Genomic DNA, 23,178 nt, shown 5'->3' with positions numbered 1-23,178 from the left:
ACTATCCTACTTTACTGCTGAGCGTCTTCCAGCATGCTTTCAAGTTCATCCCAACGCGCGTATTTTTCAGAAAGCGTTGATTCGATATTATTAAGTTGATCTAGGGCTGCAGCGGTTGTTGCCTTATCTTTGGCGAAGAATTCAGGATCATTAACCTGCTGCTGGGCCACTGATAATTGTTCTTCTAATTGCTCAATATCCTGTGGCAGGGTTTCCAGCTCGCGCTGGTCTTTATATGATAACTTTTTCGTCTTTTTGGGAGAAGCCTTTGCCTTAGGACTCTCACCGCTGGGTTTAGTTTCACCCGCACGCTGATTTTGTTTGTTTTTTTCCTGATACTGGCGCTGCTTTTCCTGTTCTTTGTACCACTGGGCTACATCAGAAAATCCACCCACAAACTCCTGCAAATGACCTTCGCCTTCAAATACTACACAGCTGTTAGCAACGTTATCAACAAACTCCCGGTCGTGGCTGACCAGCAACAGGGTGCCTTCGTAACCAGCAAGTAAGGTTTCAAGCATCTCCAGGGTTTCAACGTCCAGGTCATTGGTGGGCTCATCCAGTACCAGTACATTGCTGGGGCGTAGCATCAGCTTAGCCAGCATCAGCCGGTTTTTTTCGCCGCCTGAGAGTGATTTAACCGGCGCATTGACCCGCTCGGGTGTAAACAAATAATCTTGTAAATAACTGATAACATGGCGTGGATGCCCGTTAACCATAAGGTCACGCTTACCATCCCCTACCGCATCAATTACGGTTTGCTCAAGATCCAGCCCGAAGCGGTGCTGGTCAAAGTACGCCACCTCGATATTGGTCCCCTGGCGTACTGAGCCGGCCTCAGGCTCCAGCTGGCCGAGTAATAGTTTTATCAGCGTACTTTTACCACTCCCGTTAGGACCAATCAACGCCAGCTTATCACCCCGTAGTACATTAAGATCAAGCTGCTTTACAATAGGTTTACCTTCAATGCTGTAACTTAAATCAGTCACTTCGAAGACCATTTTGCCCGAGCGTGCACCCTGGTGCTGGTTAACTACCACATTGCCTTGTAGCGAACGTCTTGCTTTACGTTCTTCACGCAATTTTTTCAACGCTCTCACGCGGCCTTCATTACGTGTTCGGCGGGCTTTTATCCCCTGCCGAATCCAGGTTTCTTCCAAGGCAAGCTTACGGTCAAACTCTGCGTTCTGCGCAGATTCTATTTCGATATCCTGCTGTTTTTTCTCCAGGTAGCTTTCGTAATTACCTGGATAGCTCACAAGCTGCCCCCGATCCAAATCGACAATACGCGTTGCCATGGCTCGAATAAATGCGCGGTCATGGCTGACAAACACAATAGCACCTTTGAAATTTGTTAGACTTTGTTCCAGCCAGCGGATCATTTCTATGTCCAGATGGTTCGTTGGCTCGTCTAACAGCAGCAAATCGGGTGACCGCACCAAGGCTCTGGCCAGTGCGGCTTTACGGCGCCAGCCCCCAGACAGGGTAGACAACGACACATCGGGGTCGAGTTTGAGCATGGTTAAGGTCTGGTCAATTTGTTGCTCTACCTGCCAGGCATCGCGGGCGTCCATCTGGCTTTGCAATGCTTCGAGCCGGGACAGGTTCTTTTCCGACGGGTCTTCAGTTACCACACGAATTTGATGATGATAGTTCTTAACTATTGCGCCCACGTCAGCCAGTCCTTCGGCGACATAATCATACAAACTGATATCCGTGGTTTGCGGCGGATCCTGCTCCAACCGCGCCACAATGGTCTGGCTATCTACAATGCGCTGACCATCGTCGGCAATAATATCCCCGGATATCACTTTCATCAGCGTCGACTTACCGCTACCGTTGCGGCCAACCAGGCACACCCGCTCACCGGGTTGAACCACCAGGTCCACACCGTCCAGTAAGGGCGGATTACCAAAAATAACGGTTATATTTTTTAACTGCAAAATGCTCATTGTAAAAACGACTCCAGTTCATTCTGCGAAAACGGCCAGGCAAGTTCAGCATGATTATCACTGCGTTGGATGACCGGTATCCGGGCGCCGTAAGCATGATAAAGAGCATTGTCCTGACGTACATTTACTGATTTTATGGTTATCTGGCCCGGGCACTGCTGTAACATCGTTCTGGCGTTATCACACAGTGTACAGGCGGGCCCGCCAAACAACACAATATTCATTTTGTTAACACCCAACATTTATGGATAGACGCGTGGCGGGCAAAATCGTGGGGAATCGTTTGTTTTGAAATATCTTCAGCCTGTAAGCCCAGCGCCTGCATCGCCTCAATATCCAATTTGAAGCCGCGCCGGTTATTTGAAAAGATAATCGTACCGTGCTCTTTCAGGCACCCAACAGCGTGAGTAATTAACGCGACGTGGTCGCGCTGAACATCCCAGGTGCTTTGCATACGCTTAGAGTTTGAAAACGATGGTGGGTCAATAAATATCAAATCATATTTACCGGAATGATCGGCCAACCAATCTGTACAATCCGCCTGCACAAATGCATACGGCCCGCTTAACTTATTCAGGGTGAAGTTGCGTTTTGCCCAGTCCAGATAGGTTTTTGACATATCGACAGTACACACAGAGCGCGCACCACCCATGGCAGCAAACACCGACACACTACCAGTATAAGCAAACAGGTTAAGCACATCTTTGTTTTGCGCGTGGGCTTTGACAATCTGGCGCGTATCCCGATGGTCTAAAAACAGGCCGGTATCTAAATAATCGGTCAAGTTGACTTCAAATTGTGCACCATTTTCATGAACCGTTTTGCTAATGCCCTGTTGATCCATTTTCTCGTATTGGGCCGAACCCTTTTGCTTGGTACGCACTTTCAAAACAATTTGCGAAGCTGGGATACCCGTCACGGCAGGTAAGTGTAAAAGAATCTCCTGCAACCGGCGACGTGCTTTATCCTCAGATATATCTTTGGGTGGCGCGTATTCCTGCACTACCAACCAATCATCGTATTTATCGATAGCAACATTATAGTCCGGTAAATCAGCATCATAGATACGATAACAATCGGTAGATTGCTGTTTTATCCAAGGCTTTAGTTTTTTCAAGTTCTTTTTTAAGCGATTGGCGAATTCGTGATCCTGAGCATCGGTCGAAAATTGCTGACAGTTAGCTTCATCTAACTGGTAATTTACCAGTCGACATTCCAGCTTCCCATTATTCATAGCGTAATCTTTTGCCGCACGCAGTTTTAGCACGCGTAACAAGTCACGATTACTGGAAAGTAACGTTACCTGCCAGTCTTTCCAGGCGGTTTTAAGATGTTTGCCCCATTCACTAAACAAGGGGATAAGGTCGGTAAGCTCGCCCAAACGTTCGCCATACGGGGGGTTGGCCACCATATAGCCTTTCTGTTTAACTGGCGGCGCTGCTTTAGTGGCATCTTGCACCGAAAACTGTATGTCGCTGAAGACCCCGGCCTCATCGGCGTTGGTTCGGGCAATAGCGATTAGCCGGCGGCTAACATCGCTGGCAAAGATATTGCCTTTTGCTGGCTGCTGTTGCGCTAGCGCCTGATCTACCAGGGTATCCCATAAACTGGCGTCATGTTGTAACCACCGGTTGAACCCCCAGTAGCTGCGTTTAATACCCGGCGCTATATTGCGCGCTATATACGCCGCTTCAATTGCAATTGTGCCGGAGCCGCACATGGGATCAACCAGCGGCTTATCTACCTGCTGATGCCAACCTGAACGCATTAACATCGCACAGGCGATATGCTCTTTTAGTGGTGCTTCGCCGGTCTGCTGACGATAAGCCCGCTGATGTAAACTATTACCAGAAAGATCGATCCCGATGGCGACGTAGTCGCGATGACATTTTGCATAAATTGGCAGGTCAGGCTGGCGGCGCTCAACGGACGGCCGCTGGCTACTTTGCCGGGTAAACTGGTCAACGATAGCGTCTTTTATTTTAACCGCACCAAACTGCGTATTATTGATGACCCGGTTGGTCCCGTTAAACTGAACCCCCAGCGTTTGATTGGGTTTCAGGTGCATCCCCCAATCAATACTGTCAGCAACGTTGTACAACGCCTCAGCACTATCGCACTTACCATAGGCCAGCTGCCAGATAACCCGGTTAGCTAGACGCGACCACAGACAAAGTGTATATGCCTGTTCCAGCGTGCCTTCAAAACTCAGCATGCCTGGGGTTACGCTGACGTCAACGTCTGGGCACAGGGTTTCAATTTCCTGTTTTAATAGTTCATCCAGCCCGCGGCTGGTTGTAACGAGAATTTTGTTCATAAAATATGGATTACCTGACTCGGTTTTTACCGGCAACAGTGAGTGTTTAAATAGCTTTGGCTATCTGACGGACCAATTCAGGGCCCTGATAAATGAAGGCGGAATAGACCTGTATTAGCGACGCACCGGCATCCAGCCGATCCTGTGCTGCTTTCGGGTTATCAATTCCCCCTACGCCAATAATTGGGATAGCTCTATCCAACGCCAGCGATAATTTTCGGGTTACTTCGCAGGCCATTTGCGTCATAACTGAGCCACTCAACCCACCGGCTTCTTGGGCGTGCGGTAGCCCCTCAACAGAAGTACGGCTTAATGTGGTGTTAGTCGCAATCACCCCATCCATTCCACTGGCGATTAATGATTTAGCAATGCTATCGATTTCAGCATCGCTTAAGTCCGGCGCTATTTTAATAAACAATGGTACATAACGCCCATGGGTCTGGCAGAGCTTTTCCTGAGCTTGCTTCAAGCCGGCTAACAGTGCGTCAAGCGCAGCCCCGTATTGTAGATTTCGCAGGCCGGGAGTATTAGGCGATGAGATATTTACCGTGACATAACTGGCATAAGGATACACCTTATTTAAACATATCAGGTAATCATCCAGGGCTTTTGCCTCGTCGGTATCTTTGTTCTTACCGATATTTATGCCTATTACCCCTTTATATCTGGCGTTCTTTACATTTTGCACCAGATGATCAACCCCCTTATTATTGAAACCCATGCGGTTAATAATCGCCTGTTTTTCGGCAATCCTGAACAGTCTGGGTTTAGGGTTTCCTGCTTGCGGGCGGGGCGTGACCGTGCCCACTTCAATAAAACCAAAGCCCATTGCCGAGAACGCATCAATACACTCGCCATTTTTATCCAGTCCTGCGGCTAAACCCACGGGGTTGGCAAAGGTGATACCGGCTACCTTAATAGGCTTGGGTACCGTCTCATTGCTATACATCCACTTTAGTGGCGTATGCTGGGTACGTTTGAGCCAATTAATAGCAAGATCGTGACTCGTCTCCGGTTCACATTTTAACAGGAGTTTCTGGGCTATAGTGGACATAATAAGTGTACTTATAAAAAAGCCCTGTCAGACAGGGCTTGGTATTCTGCGAATCAGGGTATTCTAATGGTTAGACTTCACGCTTAAAAGCATCAATTCACGCAATGCCACCGAAAACTTGGCAAATTCGTGTGCTGAGCTGGTTTTAAATTCTGACATCATATGATACCAGCGTTTTAACAGCGCTTTATTATTGTCTATCCAGTCGTTCAGAATTTCGTCTGCATCTTTAACTTCGGGACGGCTGGCCAGTAAATTCGCGGTAATTGACCGTTGTTGCCAGTCAAGCTCTTCACGATACGAGGCGCGAGCCAGCGCCTGCCAGTGGTTACTTACCGCCTGATTGTTAATTTGCTCAAGGAACCAGTGCAGTTCCAAACGGTGTCCTAACTGGAAATACAACTTAGCGATAACCGAGGTCTCGCGGTCGTCGGCTTCATCAATTTGTGCAATATCCAGGGTAGAAAACATATTCGAGAAACTGGCAACCCGGCCGGCAATGTCCTCGGGCACGCCTTCCTCTACCAAACTGGCTGTATTGCGCTCGAGCATTGCATATTCATCTTCCACCAAATACTCTTGCAAATTATTGCTCAAGCCGTCGAAGGTGGTACGGTATGCATCAATTGCTTCTTGAATGCCCAGCGATTTATTGCCATGGCGAATATACCAGCGGGCGGTCCGCCGCATTATCCGGCGCGCTTCTTCCAGCATTCGCAATTGCAGATCAGCATCAATGGTATTATCGAGGTCTTCGATTTGATCCCACAACGGACCGATCTGGAAAATGCCTTTCACAATAGAATAAGCATCAGCAATTTCATCTACCGACGCCCCGGTTTCTTCCTGCATTCTGAAAACAAAGTTAAGCCCCATGTCGTTAACCATTGCATTGGTTAACTTTGTCGCGATAATTTCGCCACGCAGCGGATGTTGCTGCATTTGTTCAGCAAAGCGTTCGCGCAGAACCTCAGGGAACGCTTTTATCAGCATTTGTTCGTGATAGGGATCCTGAGTAATCGCCGGAATATTTAATTCATCTTTGAGCACCATTTTGCCATAGGCAATAAGTACACTAAGTTCCGGGCGCGTGAAGCCACGATCCGCTGCTACCCGGTCTGAAATTTCATCATCGGTAGGGATAAATTCCAGTTCACGATTCAGCCGCCCTTCCCGCTCCAGCCCGTGAACAAAGCGTAGCTGCTCTTTTAAGGCAGAGACTCCGGCCCGCTCAGTAATAGATATTGACTGGGTTTGCCGGTAACAGTCTTCAATAACCAGCTGCGCGACATCATCGGTCATCTCATTTAGCAGGTTATTACGTTGTTTGATGGTTAAATCACCATTCGCTACCAAGCTATTGAGCAAAATTTTAATGTTCACTTCATTATCGGAACAATCTACCCCGCCCACGTTGTCGATAAAGTCAGTATTCACCCGCCCGCCATTGGCTGCGTATTCAATACGTCCTAACTGGGTTAACCCAAGGTTACCGCCTTCGCCGACAATTTTCGCCTGCACATCCTGACCATTTACGCGCAAATCATCGTTGGCTCTGTCGCCCACATCTGAATGCGACTCTTTGCGACTTTTAATGTAAGTGCCAATACCGCCATTCCATATCAAATCCACTTCCATCTTCAAGATATTATGAATAAGCTCGTTTGGCGTCATGGTCGTTTGCCGGGTGCCCAGACATTTTTTCATCTCTGGGGTCAGTTTGATGGACTTGGCAGAGCGATTGAAAACGCCACCGCCTTTGGAGATAAGCCCTTTGTCGTAATCGTCCCAGCCTAAACGGGGGTTTTCAAACAACCGTTGGCGTTCTTGGTAACTCGCGGCTACATCCGGATTGGGGTCGAAAAAGATATGCAAATGGTTAAACGCCGCAAGCAAACGAATATGTTCAGATAACAACATACCATTGCCGAAGACATCACCGGCCATATCACCTATGCCGACACAGCTAAAATCAGTGGTCTGGCAGTCAATCCCAATTTCCCGGAAATGCCGCTTGACCGATTCCCACGCGCCGCGGGCGGTAATACCCATTTTCTTGTGGTCATAACCGATACTTCCGCCCGAGGCAAAGGCGTCCCCCATCCAGAAGTTATACTCTTCTGAAATACCATTCGCGATATCAGAAAAGGTAGCGGTGCCTTTATCAGCGGCAACCACCAGATAAGGGTCGTCATCATCCAGGCGTACAACATTGTCCGGCGGCACGACTTCACCATTAACGATATTATCGGTGATATCCAGCAAACTGCGTATAAATGTACGATAGCAAGCCTTGCCCTCTTCAAGCATGGCTTCACGGCCTTCGCCTGTGGGTAGCTGTTTACATACAAACCCGCCTTTGGCGCCTACTGGCACTATGACCGTATTTTTAACCTGCTGGGCTTTAACCAGGCCAAGAATTTCGGTTCTGAAATCTTCCTGACGATCAGACCAGCGCAGTCCGCCCCGGGCCACTTTACCGCCGCGTAAATGCACGCCTTCAACCTTAGGCGAATAAACAAATATTTCAAATTTTGGCAGTGGCAACGGCATTTCTGGTATCTGGTCCGGCGATAACTTAAACGACACATAGGGTTTTTCATTACCCTCATTATCATTTTGGTAAAAGTTAGTCCGTAGGGTGGCGAGCATCATATCCAGATAGCGACGGATAATCCGGTCATCATCCAGGTTCTGTACATTATCTAACTGTGCTTTGATATCATCCAGGATGGTATCTTCTTTCTTCTGTACACGTTTTTTCGACGGGTTAAAACGTTGATCGAAAAAGCTTACCAGTAGTTTAGCTATTTGCGGATAGTTAGACAGCGTATTGGCGATATAATCCCGGCTGAAGGACGAACCGGTCTGCCGCATATATTTGGCATAGGCGCGCAAGATAGTCACTTTGCGCCCGGTCATGCCGGCACCCAGTATGAGGCGATTGAACGCATCATCTTCAAGCGTGTTTGCCCATACCTTCGCAAAGGCATCCTGGAATAATTGCTGGGCCTTTTCCATATCCAGCTTTTCACCCGCTTTATGCAGCATGGTGAAATCCATGACCCAGTTTAATTCACCCTCTGAACAGGTAATTTTAAACGGACTTTCGTCTATTACCCGTAAACCAAAGTTTTCCAGCATGGGTAAAACATCTGACAAGTGGATAGGCTCGGCTTTATGAAACAGCTTTAGCTTCACTACCTGGCTATCTTTGCCTTCTTCCTGCGGCCGGTAAAACAGCATGTCGAGCTTATGCTCATCATTCAGCGTTTCCAGCTTATCTATATCAATCAGCGCAGCACTGGGTAAGTTTTGTTCCATGTAGCTACGGCTGAAGGCTTTATTGTACTTACGTTCCAGACCTTTACCCGTAGCTTCGCCGTATGCCTGGCTTATAGCGTTAGCCAACCGGTCATTCCAGCTTTTAGTCAACTCTATGATATTTTGCTCAATTTCTTTCACATCATATTCCGCATTGTTGTCTTCAACCCTGGCAATGTAATGGGTTCTGGCATACACAGACTCAGAAAAGAAAGTCGTAAACTCAACTTCTTCCACCGCATTTAGCGATTCTTTTAACAGCGTCTGGGTGTCTTTTCGCAATTGTGTGTTATAGCGTTCACGCGGCACAAACACCATGCACGAGAAAAACCGGCCAAATACGTCCTTACGCACAAATAAACGGGTGATTCCACGTTCCTGCATCTGAAAGATACCCATCACTATTTGCTTGAGTTCTTCTGCAGGGGTTTGCAACAATTCATCGCGAGGGTAGGTTTCAACAATATTCACAAAGGCTTTGTAGGCATGGGTGCCTGGCTCAAAACCACTCAAATCGCAGATTTTCTGAATTTTCTCACTCAGGATAGGTAGCTGAGTTACACTGCTGTTGTAAAACGACGCCGAGTACAAGCCCAGAAAGCGATGTTCACCGGTAACCTGCCCCTCTTTATTGAATACTTTTATGCCGATATAGTCCATAAACGCCGGGCGATGGACCCGTGAACGCGTATTGGTTTTGGTCAGCATTAAAGCGTTATCGCTAAGCGCTTCTTCACGAGCTGAGGCAGGTAATTTTGACAGTAACCGATCGCGCTCGCTGATCGAATTCTTCATCAACCCCAAGCTGCTATCATTGTCTGGAATCCAGCGGTGATCGCCTTCAATCGCTTTTACATTGTAATAGCGATATCCCATCATGGTGAAGTTATGGTCAGCTAACCAGTCGAGAAAACGTTTGGTTTGCGCATGGGTACTTTTATCTGCAGGCCAATTCAAATCACCGATATTGTCTTTTACCTGTTTGAGTTGGTTAGCCATACCTTGCCAGTCATTTACTGCCAACGATACTTCATCTACCACCGAGTGGAGTTCTTTGGTCAGGCTATCCAGTTCTTTCTTTGTGGTCTGGCGATCAATCTCTATAAACAGTACGGTTTCTTTATCTTTACCATTACCGTTTTTACTCGATTCCACGAACCCGGTCAGCTGGTTAGATTTATCCCGGGTCAAGCTTATCGGGCTATGCAATAACAGATGTGCCGTGATCCCCATGCGATTGAGCGACATGCGCACTGAGTCGACCAAAAAGGGCATATCCCGAACCACTATTTCAACAATAGTGTGGCTGGAATGCCAGCCATGCTTAGCGATTTCAGGATTGAATACTTTTATGTACGGTTTATTTTTATCGAAGTCGTACAGAATGTTCCATAAACTTAGCGTGGCGCCATACAGGTCGCTGTCGTTGCGGTCTTCTAAATCTTCTTGGGAAATATTTTTATACAGAAGCCGACCGAACTGTGTTACCAGCTCCTTTTGTTTCGCATCCACCTTCTTATCAATTAGCGAAAATACATTATCCAGTAGTACAGAGTGTCGCTTTGAGGTGACTGTCATGAATAAACCTTTAATTAACGTAAGTGCAGAAAAACCCTAACCATTTTCGCTAAATACCGAACTAATTGAAAGCCCTGTTTTAACGGAATATTAACAGCATAGATAAGTATGCAAAAAACACCTATAAAAAAGGGCCTTACGGCCCTTTTATCTGTTTAGCTATGCAAAAAATAACTCACTGGTCGGGCGACTTATCTTTATTTCTGTTGCCCCATAAAATTTGGGCTAGTGCGGGTAGTACGATAATTGCCCCCAGCATGTTCACTACAAACATAAATGTAAGCAAAATACCCATATCCATTTGGAACTTAAGTGACGAAAACACCCATGTACTTACGCCAATAGCCAGGGTGATACCGGTAAACAATACTGCACTGCCCCGCTCCTGCAAGGCGGCCAGATAGGCTTGCTGTACCGTGTCGCCATGTTTAATTCGCGCATTCATGGTAGACAGAATATAAATACCATAGTCCACGCCAATGCCTACGCCCAGTGCGATAACCGGTAGTGTCGATACGGTAAGCCCGATCTCCAGCAGGGTCATTAGCGCCTGAGCTAATACAGAAACCACATACAGCGGAATGACTACCGACAATGTCGCTCTAAGTGATCGGAAGCTTAGCAAGCACAATAGAATAACCGCCCCAAATACGTAGGCCATCATCGGAATTTGCGCTTCCTGTACCGCTTCATTCGTCGCTGCCATTACGCCGACCGGGCCGGAGGCCAGACTAAACTTAACATCATCGGTCTGGTACTCACTGCGGTATTGCTTCACGGCATCTACCACCGTAGAGATAGTCTCGGCTTTGTGATCTTCCATAAATAGTATAATGGGCATCACCGAACAATTACCGTTTAGCAAGCCTGAAGAGGTAGGAACCCGAGAAATTGCCTGGACCAACGTTTGCTGATTGCGCGGCAATACTTGCCATTTAACGTTACCCTCGTTATATCCTGCGTTCACCACCTTGGCGATAGACGCCAGCGAAACGGTCGACTGTACGCCGGGCACATTCTCCATTTTCCATTCAAAATCTTCCATCGCGCGCATGACACTGTACGAGGTACATGCTTCAGGGCTGGTTTCTACTAATACCGATAAATAATCCACTGTCACTTCATATTTGTCGGTAATCAAAAACGTATCCTGATTGTATCTGGACGACTCATGTAAGGCGGGCGCACCTGCATGCAAGTCACCAATCTTCATTTGCTGAGCCTGATACAAGCCGCCAACAAACAACAACGTGGTGATCAGCAAAATAACGTAGGCCGATTTTTTCTCAGCGCAACCTGCTACCCATTGCCAGAAACGGGTTGAGTGTGCTTCTTTACCTTCAAACTTGGCGACATACTTATGATCGAGCTTTAAAAAGCTCATCAATACGGGTAGTAACACCAGGTTGGTCAGGATAATTACCGCCACCCCCATACTCGCCGTAATTGCTAACTCTCGTATAATACCAATATCAATTACCAGCAGGGTCATAAACCCTACGGTATCTGACAGCAGTGCGATGCCGCCTGGAATTAACAGGCTACGAAAGGCAAACATAGCCGCGTGTTTCGCCCCCGCTCCAGCCACCGCTTTTTTCTCAACGGCGTTAATCATCTGCACGCCATGTGACACCCCGATAGCAAATACCAGAAATGGCACCAGTATCGACATAGGATCAATACCAAAGCCCATGACAGTCAGCAGGCCGAGCTGCCATACCACGGCGATAAATGAACAGGCCAGCGGTAGTAAGGTAAGCATCATGCTGCGGGAAAAGAAAAATACCATAATAGCGGTAATGGCCAGCGCCAGCGCAAAAAAGAGGACAACGTCTTTGGCCCCTTCAGCTACATCACCAATCATTTTGGCAAAACCAATAACATGGATGGAAATACGCTCGTTTTCAAACTGCCCGCGCAGTTGGGTTTCCAATTCGCTGGCCAGGGCCAGGGTGTCTAATGGTTTACCCGTTTCGGGGTCTAAATCCAACAATTGTGCGGTGACCATGGCGCAGCTGTAATCATTTGAGACCTGCCGCCCGACAATATTGGCTTTTTCGATATTCGCCGCCACCAAATCTAATGCTTGTGGATTGTTAGCATTAAAGTCTGCAGGAATAACCGGGCCCCCGGCAAAGCCTCCTTCTACTATTTCAGTAAAACGGGTAGAGGGAGAGAACAGCGACACCACGAGTGAGCGGTCAACGCCATTAATGAAGAATAATTGATCGTGTACATTTTTGAGGGTATCGAAAAATGCCGGGTTAAAAATATCGCTTTGTTTATCACACACCGAAACATATACGCTATTCGCCCCACCAAAGTCATTACGGTGCGCCATGTAGGTTTGCATGTACTCGTGGTTTAGCGGAATATTTTTTTCAAAACCGGCGTCAAGTTTGAGTAACGAGGCTTGATAGCCCAAAAATAGCGTGACTAGTGCAAATAACCCCACGACCATTTTACGGTGAGTAAATACCAGCCTTTCAAGAAAATTTGTAATACGCGACATAATAGACTCTTACTTCAGGTTAAGCTGTTTTATGCCGTTTGCCGACACGGCCAGAATCTGGTTGTTAAAGGTAATAGCATTGACGATCGCCGCCTTATCTTTGATCTGGGTAACGTCGATTCCTTCGGCAGCAGTACATTGAGCGGGGTTGGCGTAGGGGTCGGGTTCACTTACCGGCAACGGACGTTGCAGGGTTACGATCATGCCATTATTACCCAGCGCCGCGACCTTAGTGTCGCTAAGTACCATGATAGAATTAAGTGTGCTAGTGGAGCAGGTTTTTACGTATTCCCACTCGCCAGGCGTACGCATAACAAAAATATTGCCGCGCAGTCCGACCGCCATCATCGTATTATTATCTAACGGTGCAATATCAAAGAAAGACCCGGCATAATCCACCTCAAAGCGTTGCCAGGTTTTACCTTCATCGTCACTTACCGCCAGGGTACCGGCTTCGCCGGCCAGATACAGCCGCCCGTTCGCTGCAGATAAACGGTTCAGGTGAGGTAAAATTGAACCCAGCTCCTGATTGTAGAAGTCTTCATCTTCTTCGCGAAGCTGTTCCAGATATTCTCTATCGTAGGGATCCAGTAAGGCTGCATGCAGCTCTGAGCGCCAGTGTTCGCCGCCGTCTTCGGTACGGTAAAACATGCCATAAGCCCCTACCGCGATCCCATGACGGCTATCAAAAAAGTGCACATCTAAAAATGGCCGCTCAATTTTTGGTTTCGATAATTGCACCTGCCAGGTTTTGCCGGCATCCGCCGAATGCAAAATAGTCGCATCATGCCCCACAGCCCATATATTGTCGCCAACGATGGTGGTAGCGGTGAGTGTGGCGGTAGTAGGCGCGACGGCCTGTGTAAACTGCTGGCCGTCATCTGACAATAATATATGGCCCCGTTCACCTACCATTACCAGGTGCTTTGCAGCGGCAATATCCAGTAGTAAAGATTGCTCCACTAAAGGAGCCTGAAAAGCTGTTTGCGCGCAGACACAGGTGCTTAAAGCCAATGCGGCAAAGGCCGCCAGTGGTTTTTTCATAAAACAATCCTGAAAAATTAAAAGCAAAAGGACCAGGCGGAGCATTTTTGCTCCACCCGGCTGGTGCTATTAGCGCATGCCTTCACGACGAAGGGCTTGAGGAGTAAACTCTACATCACGAGGCCGGATTGAGAAGTTATATACATCTTCTTCATTATCTAAACCCATCGCCAAATACCGGCGCGAGTTTAAGTCATGATATACATCCAGTGTGGACCACTGGGTAGGCACATCGTAATAGTTCACTCCGTAGGATATACCTACCCGATACAACTCGCCCCGGTTGTCGTACATATCCGCAACCTGGATTTGCCAGCTGTCCTCATCAATAAAGAATACCCGCTTTTGGTATACATGCCGGAAACCTTCTTTTAAGCTGGCTTCCACTACCCATACCCGATGTTTTTCCCACCGGGTTAAATCAGGGTTTATATGGTTAGGCTGCAAAATCTCATCGTAACTGATTTTGTCACTATGTAGTGTGTAATTATTGTACGCCACATACATTTCTTTTTTGCCCTTTAATTCCCAGTTATAGCGATTGGGCGAGCCATTGAACATGTCAAAATCGTCGGTGGTCCGTAAGCCGTCGGCAGCAGTTCCAGGTGTATCATAAGCAATATTGGGCGCCGCTCGCACCCGCCGTTGTCCCGTATTATAGGTCCAGGCCCGGCGCGGTTCTTTAATTTGGTCTACCGTTTCATGTACCAACAAGGCGGTGCCGGCTAAACGAGCAGGTTTAGTAACCTTTTGCTTGAACATAAACAAAATATTGTCTTCTTCAAGTTGCTCAGGCGTCATATCTGCTTCGGCATACTTAATCAATAACTGCTCGTCAAAGCCGATGACGTTATAGTCACCCGAGGTAGTAACCGCGGCCTGGCCGCCAAACCGCTGAATGGCTTCACCGCGATAACGAAGAATGTGATTCCAGATGACTTCTAAACCATTGGACGGGATAGGAAAAGGGATACCGCGCACCGCGCCTTTAATACCGTTTCCACCTTCAATAAGCTCAGCGTTTAACGCGTTGACTTTGGTAATGTCATAAACATCCTGCGGATTGGATGCCGAACGGCGCGATTCATAAACCGGCATTTTGTAGGTGTCAGGATAGGTTTCAAATAGTTTAATCTGCCCTTCGGATAAAAATTCGGCGTACTCTTTGTAGTTTTTGCCAGTGATTTCGAATTTCATTTTGTCGCCGGGAAAGGGATCAGGATGGTGATCGCCTGCTGAATAGCCTTTCGGGGCTTTTGTAATACCACCGTTCCAGGCAGGGATACTGCCATCGGCATTGGCTGTTTTGTCTGCACCTAACGGGGTTAACTGATTACCCAGCTTGTCCGCTTCCTGTTGTGAAATTTTAGCAAACGCGCAGCCGCTGGCTACCGACAATGATACCGCTGCTCCAATCAAGGTTATTTTCTTCATCTGAATTACGCCCCTTAAATAGAATATTTGATATTGAATGAGATGAAGTCCCGGTCTGCCAGCGCGTTGGTAGTACCAATGCCGCCCCAGTACGCATTATACGATGCGGTTGCTGACCACTTGCTCAAATAATCAAAGGTGAATGAAAGGTTCGCCGACTTAACATCTTCGGTGAACAAAAACAGTGGATCCGGGGTGGTTCCTTCCACATCATGGGAGAAAGTGGCACGCATCCGCATGTTCACGCCCGCCATAATATTGTTGTAGTCGGCCACGGCTAACAGGCGATAACCCCATGCATCGTCAGTGGCAAACGGATTAGTTTCTGGCCCGTTGGATAATCCGGTATGTAAACCGGTGCGCGGGTTGCCTGACGCTGTCGGTTCAAGCGATGGGGTTCGTCCGGTGCCCGGGGCGTTTAAGCGAATAATTTCAGGATCAGGAAAATCGACGATATTCACATAACCCGCCTCGCCCAATAGCACAAAGTTATCCGAGCCCAGCATCGGACCAAACACGTGTGACAAGGTAAACTGTGCCTGCCAGGTATCAGATAGCAGGAAGCCTTCGGCTGACTCTCCCGGCCCAACGTCGCGGCCGATATTTTTTAACTGGGCTATTCCAGCTAAGTCCGGCCGTAAGCCAGCTTTAGCTAACTGCTCAGGCATGGCCTGGTACAACAACTCTACATCATCTATTTGTAATGGCTCATCTACCCGATAAGCAAATTCACCCGCGAACGCCGTAGTGCCCACATTCGTGTTGAAGCTCATGCCATACAGCTTAATATCTTCAGGATACAAAAATTGTGTCTTAGTAAAGGCGACCAGGTCTGTGATATTTTCGCGAGTGATGGTGTTTTGGGCCAGATAGGCAATGTCCTGACCTATCCCTTCGGCAGTAAAATCTGACGTAATACCCGATACTAACGGACGTTGACTATGGTAATTAATATGGTAAAAACTGAACTCTGTTTCATAAAAATCTTCGGCAAACCAAGTCATTCGCAAGCCGAATTGGCCCTGATCGTCCGCATCAATATGGGCTTCATCTGAATAACCACGAACGGCCACTTTGGTCGGATAAGCCAGGTATGCCTGTGAAATTTGCGCCGGGTCAGCGCCCGCGCCCAGGGCTGAACCGAGTGCGTTAAGCTGGGTTAACAAAGTATCAAGATTGATATCCGGATTACCGGTAAAGCCTAATTGAATATTACTGAACTGCCCGCCTTCGCCGGCAAAATCGTTAGTCGCGAAATAACTTCCTGCGACAGGCAACCAGCTACGTTCCCATTCGTATTGATAGTACCCTGAAACACTAAGATTCTGCGTTAAACCTAAAGAAGCGTAGACCATGCCCACTGGGATAAAAACTTCTTTTAATTCAGCACCTGGTGCTTGTGCACGGGTAACATCGACCGGATTGGTGGTATTGATACCATGCTGAATGAAGGTACTTTCACCCCAGCTGATAACTTGCTGACCAATACGAACAGTAAGTGGCTTATCGTCTATCCACCAATCGCCATAAAAGAAAGCATCTAAAAGCCGAATATCGGCACATAATAAATCTTTTGCATCAGCATCCTGACAGAGGTCACGTTGCTGGCCGGTGATTGGGTTGGCCCACGCTGTGGTACCATTTTCCTGTTCAAAATCGTAAAACCAGAAACCACGGGCGAAAAATCCGTAATCGCCGAAGTTAACATCTAGTTCATGGTTACCTGCTACCTGAGAAGAAAAGGCTTCACCTGGATCATTGGCTAAATTGCCCAGATCGCCGTTGGCGGAATAAGCGCCATCACCGGATAACGCCCAAACATCTGCACTGGGATAAATGACATTGGTTGCGGCGTTATAGCCGGTCCAGTCAAACTGTGGGTGGTTACTATTGCCAATTAAACTGTAATCCCTGTCTTCTACCCGAATACTAGTGGCTAAAGTGAACGTGGAATCTAACGTTACACTGGCATCACCAATTTGCCAATTAGCGGCGTTCGCGGGTACTGAGGCAATACCCAATAAGGCAATGACCCCGGCTGCGACGGGTGTTTTTTTAAATGCGCAAAGCCTTCTTGTCATAATTTTTATTCTCCCAAGTTGACGTTTTGGTGGCGCAGGTCCGTGGACCAACCATAACGATTAACAAAATAATTACATCATTTTTATATAATCGCAAGAACTAATCGTACCAGTTAACAAAAAGAATAACGCTCGTCTATTCAATTAGTTAATGGGCATCTATAAGAGGATGGTATAAAGAAGGGAATTTCGCTAATTTAAACGTTCAAAAGTTACAATTTTGTTAGCGGCATTGGTTATCAGGCGAAAACGCCCCTTGAGACCGAGGGTGGTCACAAAGGGGCGTAAGCGCACAATCGGAATTTGTACGCGATGACCGCTGTCGGCATTGAGCACAGCGTGTTGATAGCCTGCCTGGTACAACCGCTCACACTGGTTGTAACTCAGGTTTAATGTGAAGTAATAGGTATTAGTACTGCTCACTTTGACTGTCATAGGCCAGGCTTTTACTGACCTTTTCGTATAGATCTCCGCTCAGTTTACCGTGATTCATTAACCGTTGTAGTTGGGTTTTCATCAGGTTCTGGTATTGCGGAGCATAATTCTGCCATTGGGTTAACGGTGTAACTATACGTGCTGCCACCTGAGGATTCACCGCATCCAGTTCAAGCAAATAATCCGTAACAAACTGATAGCCACTGCCATCGGTCCGATGGAAGCCTGCGGTATTGAAAAAGGCAAAGCTCCCTACTACCGCGCGAACACGATTAGGATTACCCATAGCAAAACGCGGGTGCTGTTGTAGCAATGTCAGTTGACTAAGTATGTCGTCACGTTCGGTAGTTGCGTGTAGGCCAAACCATTTGTCCAGGACCAGCGGATCCTGGTTCCAGCGTTCTTCAAACTGTGTCATCAGTTTGTCAAATAACGGCCCTGCGCTAATCTGTGCTGCTTTGAGTGCCCCTAACGAGTCTGTCATGTTATCGGCATTCGCGAACTGTTGTTCAATTAAGCCCTGCGCGTCAGCGGTTCTGGCAAGATGCCCTAATACCACGTTTCGACAGCGGCGCGCGTTCACGGCCTGCTGGCTATATTGGTATGGGTTAACTGGCAGTTTGTCGAATAAGGTTTGCAACGGCTGCTGCAGATTATCGGCAAATGCCTTGCAAAATGCTTCTCGCGCACGATTTAGTGCGCCCACATCAACCAGTTTCCGGGTCTGGCAAAGGGTTTCAAAACTGGGTATCACCAAACACTCACCAAGCAGTTCGTGATTGTCTGCTTCAGTGGTAATAACCTGCTCCAAGCCCTGCCAAATCTGGTTATCAACATTGTTTTCAGTATTTTTTTCATACTGGACGATACACCAGCTATATAGCGACTGTAACGCATCCCACCGATTAAAATTATCGTGAGCGTATTTAAACACTGCCAACAATTGACTGGCATTAAGTTCGTTGTCGACCTTAACCGGGGCAGAGAAATTGCCTAAAATAACCGGAATTAAGGGTTCGCTTACATTACTAAAATGCAGTGTTTTCGCGGCGGTATCCAACATCAACATACCGTTGCTGATTTGTCCGTCATCGTCCTGGTAATGCTGACCCTGACTGTCGATACAATCAAACGCGACAGGGATATACAGGGATACTTTATCGTTTTGATCAGCGGTTTTCGGCGTATGCTGGGACAACGTTATATCCATCAACCCCTTGTCGGCATCGTACTGGGTAGTCACCTCAATGACCGGTGTACCAGATTGTGAATACCATAACGCGAAGTGGGACAAATCAATATCGGTAACACTTTGCATGGCGGCAATGAAATCATCGCACGTAACGGCCTGTCCATCGTGACGCTTAATGTATTCATCCATGCCCGCGCGAAACGTCTGTTCGCCCAGAATAGTATGGAACATGCGAATAACTTCCGCACCTTTATCGTATACCGTCACCGTATAGAAATTATTCATTTCGATGACTTCTTCAGGACGAATCGGGTGGCTCATCGCACTGGCATCTTCGGCGAACTGATGTTCCCGCATAACCCTGACATGCTTGATACGGTTGCTCAAGGGCGAGGTCATGTCGGCGCTAAACTGTTGATCCCGAAATACAGTAAGCCCTTCTTTCAGACTTAACTGAAACCAGTCCCGGCAGGTTACCCGGTTTCCGGTCCAGTTGTGGAAGTACTCGTGAGCAATTACCGCTTCCACATTAAAGAAGTCTTCATCTGTTGCACTGTCCTGGCTGGCAAGCACGAACTTACTGTTGAAAATATTCAGGCCTTTATTTTCCATCGCGCCCATATTGAAGAAATCGACTGCCACAATCATGTAGATGTCTAAATCATATTCAAGGCCAAAGGTTTGCTCGTCCCATAGCATGGCGCGTTTTAGCGCGGCTAATGCAAAATGCCCTTTATCCTGCTTACCTTTATCGACATACAGCTCAAGCTTCACCTGCTTGCCGCTCATGGTTGTAAAGGTATCTTCCAGCAAATCAAAATCACCGGCAACTAAAGCAAACAAATACGCCGGTTTGGGGTGAGGATCTTGCCAGGTCACCCAATGGGTGCCGTCATCGTTGTTGCCACGAGCAATAGGGTTGCCGTTAGCCAGCAAGGTAGGATAGGTATCTTTATCGCCATGCAGAGTAACCTGAAAACGCGCCAGTACATCGGGACGGTCCAGATAATAAGTTATGCGCCGAAAACCTTCAGCCTCACATTGAGTGCAATACGTGCCGCCGGATAAGTACAAGCCTTCCAGCGCCTGGTTATGTTGGGGGTCAATATGAGTAACGATAGTTAAACTAAATGTATCAGGCACTTGATTAACAACCAACTGCCCTGGTGTTTCCTGATAATCTGTGTGGGGAGTATCGTTGATAGTAAGACTGACCAGCGTAAGGTGGTCGCCATCGAGCGTGAGCGGTAAGTCGTGCTCACCATTACGTTTGACCTCAATGGTACTGCTCACCCGGGTTTGCGTTGGATGCAGGCGAACATCCATATTGACGTCAGTAATGGTAAAAACGGGCGCGCGATAGTCGACCCGTTTTTTCACTTGTATACTCATCTGTCCTCCAGGGATATTAAGCGTTGTGCTCCTTTGTCTCAGTATCAAAAGGAGGCTTTATTCGAAGAATTTTAATTCCAACATACGCGTAAATTACCGCCAGTATTGGATTAATTACGTTGAAAAACGTGTAGAAGATGTATTCAAACGGATGTACGCCAAGCACGCCATGCATATAGGCACCGCACGTATTCCAGGGAATAAGTGGCGATGTCAGCGTTCCGCCATCTTCCAGACTGCGTGATAAATTAAGTTGGTGTAAACCCCGCTTCTCGTATTCCTGCTTGTACATGCGTCCCGGCATGACAATAGAGATATACTGGTCAGCTGTGACCAAGTTAGTGCCGATACAAGTTAAGATGGTACGACTTATCATGTCGCCCGCCGACTTTGCGCCCCGCAAAATAGTACTTACTGCACGTTTCAACAAACCCGCTTTTTCCAGCACCGCACCAAATGACATGGCGCAGATGATTAACCATATCGTATTTAGCATTGACGACATGCCCCCACGGCTAAGCAGGCTATTTAGGTTTTCATCCGGGGTTGAAAACGATACGCCGTCAAACAAGGCTGTCCATACAATTTTTAGTATTCCAATTGCTGCGCTATCGTTGGCATCAGCCATACTTAGCACCACATCCTGCTGAAACAACACCGCCCATAAGCCACCGATAAGTGCGCCTATCGATACAGCAGGAAATGCCGGCATTTTGCGTACAGCCAGGGTCAAAAGTACAACCAGCGGGATCAGCAAATGCCAGCCCAAATCGAATGATTCATTAAGCAATTGTTGCATTTGCTCTATACGTTGCGCTTTTTCACCGCCAGCTTCACTAAACCCTAAAATAACAAACAACACCAACGCGATAATAAAACTGGGAATGGTGGTCCATAGCATATACCGGATGTGTTCAAACAAGTCGGTTCCGGCCACCGCGGGCGCCAGATTCGTGGTTTCTGACAGGGGTGATATTTTATCGCCAAAATAGGAACCCGATACCACGGCCCCGGCGGCAATAGCCGGTGACATATCCATGCCCGCGGCCACCCCCATCAGCGCCACACCTACCGTAGCAGCGGTAGTCCAGGAACTGCCGATACTCATTGCTACAACGGCACAAATCAAACACGTGGCGGCATAGAAGAATGAAGGGTTTAACAGCTCCAGGCCATAATAAATAAGTGTTGGTACGGTACCGGCAAGCATCCAGGTACCAATTAAGGAACCAACTGCCAGAAGTATCAGACACGCCCCTAGCGACATTGAAATGCCATTTACAATGCCCTGCTCTATTTCTTTCCAGCGGTGTCCGTTTTTCATGCCGATGACCGCTGCCAGGCCAGTAGCCAGCAACAATGCTATCTGGTTTGGGCCGAAGGATGAGCCATCCCCGAACAAATAAACGGCCGAGCCCATCATAATAATCAGGGCAATAAGCGGAATCAGCGCATCGGTCAGGGTGGGTGCTTTCAGTTTGTTAGTCATAGTTATTATTATTATCCCTTACATCACAGAGCGGACAAACATTACGGCGATAATCACCGGGCACACAAAGCGTACATACCAAGGCCAGATTTTCCAAAATACACTGGCTTCGACATCCGGATAACCGGACTTTAGTTCGGTTAAAATAGCATCACGGCGCCAGACCCAACCGGCAAATACGCACAATGCCAAGCCTAATAATGGCTGGCTCCATTCGGTGGTGGCTTTAATGACCACGCCGAACAGGGTTTCAAAGTTGAGAATAATAATACAACTGCATAGAAAAATAAGAGTAGTCATGACCCATACCGCCCGTTTACGGGCAATACCGCGGCTTTCGACCAGATACGCAACCGGCACCTCCAGCATTGATATAGACGAGGTGACGGCGGCAATGACCATCAGTGCAAAAAAGGCCATTGCCACAAACAAACCTGCCGCGCCAATGGTGTCGAATAAAGCGGGTAACACGGTAAAAATAAGCTTGTCACCGGCAATAAGGGCGCCATCGGCGGCGAAAATTTCCACCCCGTTATTTAATGCCACATACATAGCTGGGATAATCAGCATACCGGCTATGATGGCCACGCCTATATCCACCAAGGCTACCGACGCACCAATAGCCGGCAGATTTTCGTCTTTACTGACATAAGAGCCATAGACCAGCATGGTACCTACGCCCAGCGACATAGAGAAGAACGCCTGGCCCATTGCGCTGATTAGTAACTCAGGGTCCAGCACCCTCGAAAAATCAGGTACCAGATAGGCACTCCACCCCTCAACCGCCCCGGGCTGAAAACTAACATATATAATTAATGCTACGATAATTATGACCAGTGTCGGCATTAACCTTACTGACCATTTTTCGATTCCGGCTTTCACCCCGCCTAATACAATAAAGGAGGTAAGCATTAAAAAGCCGGCACAAAATAGGATATTCCGGGTATCTGAAAACGCCAGCAACCACTGGGACGCTTGCGTTGCGCCAGCCAGGCTAACCCCAGCATCAGCAAAGTAAGCCAGCATCCAGCCACCCACAATGGCATAAAAAGCCAGTATTAACGATACGGTAACGCAACCCCAGATACCGGTCAGGCGACCCGCTGCATGGTTTGAGATATTTCCCAACGCGTCCACCATATTGGCGCGGTTGGCGCGGCCAATAATGAGCTCTGCCATCAGTACTGGATAGGCCAGTACAAAGGCCAGCAATAAATAGACTAATACAAATGCTGCACCGCCATTACTGGCGACTTGGGTAGGAAACCCCCAGATGTTTCCCAAACCCACGGCGGAACCCGCGGCAGCCAGTATAAAGCCGATACGGGACGAGAATTCTCCGCGCATAGCCATGATAATGTTCCTGCTTATTAT

Annotated in this window: 13 protein-coding genes; all 13 read right to left on the bottom strand. The window is 47.7% G+C overall.

Features of this window, described 5'->3' with window-relative positions; all coding sequences use genetic code 11:
* Positions 1-11 precede the first annotated feature (11 nt).
* The 13 genes from uup to D0Y50_RS09425 all read right to left on the bottom strand — a co-directional run bounded on the left by uup (position 12) and on the right by D0Y50_RS09425 (position 23,157).
* Positions 12-1,952 (bottom strand): ATP-binding cassette ATPase Uup, encoded by a 1,941-nt coding sequence (uup, locus tag D0Y50_RS09485; RefSeq protein ID WP_117316642.1) that lies wholly within the window; start codon positions 1,950-1,952, stop codon positions 12-14.
* A complete protein-coding gene (locus D0Y50_RS09480) occupies positions 1,949-2,176 on the bottom strand; it encodes a glutaredoxin family protein (protein ID WP_108568045.1) in 228 nt (75 codons plus the stop codon). Before D0Y50_RS09480 ends, uup begins: the two co-directional genes overlap by 4 nt.
* The gene (rlmKL, locus tag D0Y50_RS09475; RefSeq protein ID WP_117316640.1) at positions 2,173-4,269 is read right to left on the bottom strand and encodes a bifunctional 23S rRNA (guanine(2069)-N(7))-methyltransferase RlmK/23S rRNA (guanine(2445)-N(2))-methyltransferase RlmL; all 2,097 of its coding nucleotides are present in this window, start codon (positions 4,267-4,269) and stop codon (positions 2,173-2,175) included. The genes D0Y50_RS09480 and rlmKL overlap by 4 nt, the downstream gene beginning before the upstream one ends.
* 46 nt (positions 4,270-4,315) lie before the next feature.
* Positions 4,316-5,323 (bottom strand): quinone-dependent dihydroorotate dehydrogenase, encoded by a 1,008-nt coding sequence (gene pyrD / locus D0Y50_RS09470; RefSeq protein ID WP_117316638.1) that lies wholly within the window; start codon positions 5,321-5,323, stop codon positions 4,316-4,318.
* Positions 5,324-5,386: 63 nt separating this feature from the next.
* On the bottom strand, positions 5,387-10,225 hold the full coding sequence (locus D0Y50_RS09465) for an NAD-glutamate dehydrogenase (protein WP_108568042.1): 4,839 nt from the start codon (positions 10,223-10,225) through the stop codon (positions 5,387-5,389).
* Between the two features lie 175 nt (positions 10,226-10,400).
* Positions 10,401-12,737, bottom strand: a complete 2,337-nt coding sequence (locus D0Y50_RS09460) for an efflux RND transporter permease subunit (RefSeq protein WP_117316636.1) — start codon at positions 12,735-12,737, stop codon at positions 10,401-10,403.
* A 9-nt stretch (positions 12,738-12,746) separates the two neighbouring features.
* Positions 12,747-13,781, bottom strand: coding sequence for a WD40/YVTN/BNR-like repeat-containing protein (locus D0Y50_RS09455; RefSeq protein WP_117316634.1), 1,035 nt, complete (start codon positions 13,779-13,781; stop codon positions 12,747-12,749).
* 69 nt (positions 13,782-13,850) lie between these two features.
* The gene (locus tag D0Y50_RS09450; protein ID WP_117316632.1) at positions 13,851-15,215 is read right to left on the bottom strand and encodes a DUF1329 domain-containing protein; all 1,365 of its coding nucleotides are present in this window, start codon (positions 15,213-15,215) and stop codon (positions 13,851-13,853) included.
* A 14-nt stretch (positions 15,216-15,229) separates the two neighbouring features.
* Positions 15,230-17,296 carry a DUF1302 domain-containing protein gene (locus D0Y50_RS09445; RefSeq protein WP_108568038.1) on the bottom strand — a complete coding sequence of 689 codons (2,067 nt, stop codon included), beginning with the start codon at positions 17,294-17,296 and terminating at the stop codon, positions 15,230-15,232.
* 192 nt (positions 17,297-17,488) lie between these two features.
* A complete protein-coding gene (locus D0Y50_RS09440; protein ID WP_232366492.1) occupies positions 17,489-17,719 on the bottom strand; it encodes a DUF2835 family protein in 231 nt (76 codons plus the stop codon).
* Positions 17,706-20,315, bottom strand: coding sequence for an aminopeptidase N (pepN, locus tag D0Y50_RS09435; protein WP_117316630.1), 2,610 nt, complete (start codon positions 20,313-20,315; stop codon positions 17,706-17,708). Before pepN ends, D0Y50_RS09440 begins: the two co-directional genes overlap by 14 nt.
* A 16-nt stretch (positions 20,316-20,331) precedes the next feature.
* Entirely contained in the window at positions 20,332-21,804 is a 1,473-nt protein-coding gene (nhaC, locus tag D0Y50_RS09430) for a Na+/H+ antiporter NhaC (protein ID WP_117316628.1), read from the bottom strand.
* A gap of 18 nt (positions 21,805-21,822) precedes the next feature.
* Complete coding sequence (locus D0Y50_RS09425; protein ID WP_117316626.1) at positions 21,823-23,157, bottom strand: sodium-dependent transporter; 1,335 nt, start codon at positions 23,155-23,157, stop codon at positions 21,823-21,825.
* Positions 23,158-23,178: the final 21 nt, after the last annotated feature.

This window comes from Salinimonas sediminis (genome assembly GCF_003429285.1).
GTDB lineage: Bacteria > Pseudomonadota > Gammaproteobacteria > Enterobacterales > Alteromonadaceae > Alteromonas > Alteromonas indica.
The sequence above is the reverse complement of the archived record's forward strand: the minus strand, read 5'-3'. Positions and strand labels throughout refer to the sequence as shown.

What these genes read in the sequence shown, in the direction of transcription:
- rlmKL (WP_117316640.1), bottom strand. Translation starts at nt 4,269, where the DNA reads ATGAACAAAATTCTCGTTACAACCAGCCGCGGGCTGGATGAACTATTA.
- D0Y50_RS09465 (WP_108568042.1), bottom strand. Translation starts at nt 10,225, where the DNA reads ATGACAGTCACCTCAAAGCGACACTCTGTACTACTGGATAATGTATTT.
- D0Y50_RS09460 (WP_117316636.1), bottom strand. Translation starts at nt 12,737, where the DNA reads ATGTCGCGTATTACAAATTTTCTTGAAAGGCTGGTATTTACTCACCGT.
- pyrD (WP_117316638.1), bottom strand. Translation starts at nt 5,323, where the DNA reads ATGTCCACTATAGCCCAGAAACTCCTGTTAAAATGTGAACCGGAGACG.
- uup (WP_117316642.1), bottom strand. Translation starts at nt 1,952, where the DNA reads ATGAGCATTTTGCAGTTAAAAAATATAACCGTTATTTTTGGTAATCCG.
- D0Y50_RS09450 (WP_117316632.1), bottom strand. Translation starts at nt 15,215, where the DNA reads ATGAAGAAAATAACCTTGATTGGAGCAGCGGTATCATTGTCGGTAGCC.
- D0Y50_RS09480 (WP_108568045.1), bottom strand. Translation starts at nt 2,176, where the DNA reads ATGAATATTGTGTTGTTTGGCGGGCCCGCCTGTACACTGTGTGATAAC.
- pepN (WP_117316630.1), bottom strand. Translation starts at nt 20,315, where the DNA reads ATGAGTATACAAGTGAAAAAACGGGTCGACTATCGCGCGCCCGTTTTT.
- nhaC (WP_117316628.1), bottom strand. Translation starts at nt 21,804, where the DNA reads ATGACTAACAAACTGAAAGCACCCACCCTGACCGATGCGCTGATTCCG.
- D0Y50_RS09425 (WP_117316626.1), bottom strand. Translation starts at nt 23,157, where the DNA reads ATGGCTATGCGCGGAGAATTCTCGTCCCGTATCGGCTTTATACTGGCT.
- D0Y50_RS09445 (WP_108568038.1), bottom strand. Translation starts at nt 17,296, where the DNA reads ATGACAAGAAGGCTTTGCGCATTTAAAAAAACACCCGTCGCAGCCGGG.
- D0Y50_RS09455 (WP_117316634.1), bottom strand. Translation starts at nt 13,781, where the DNA reads ATGAAAAAACCACTGGCGGCCTTTGCCGCATTGGCTTTAAGCACCTGT.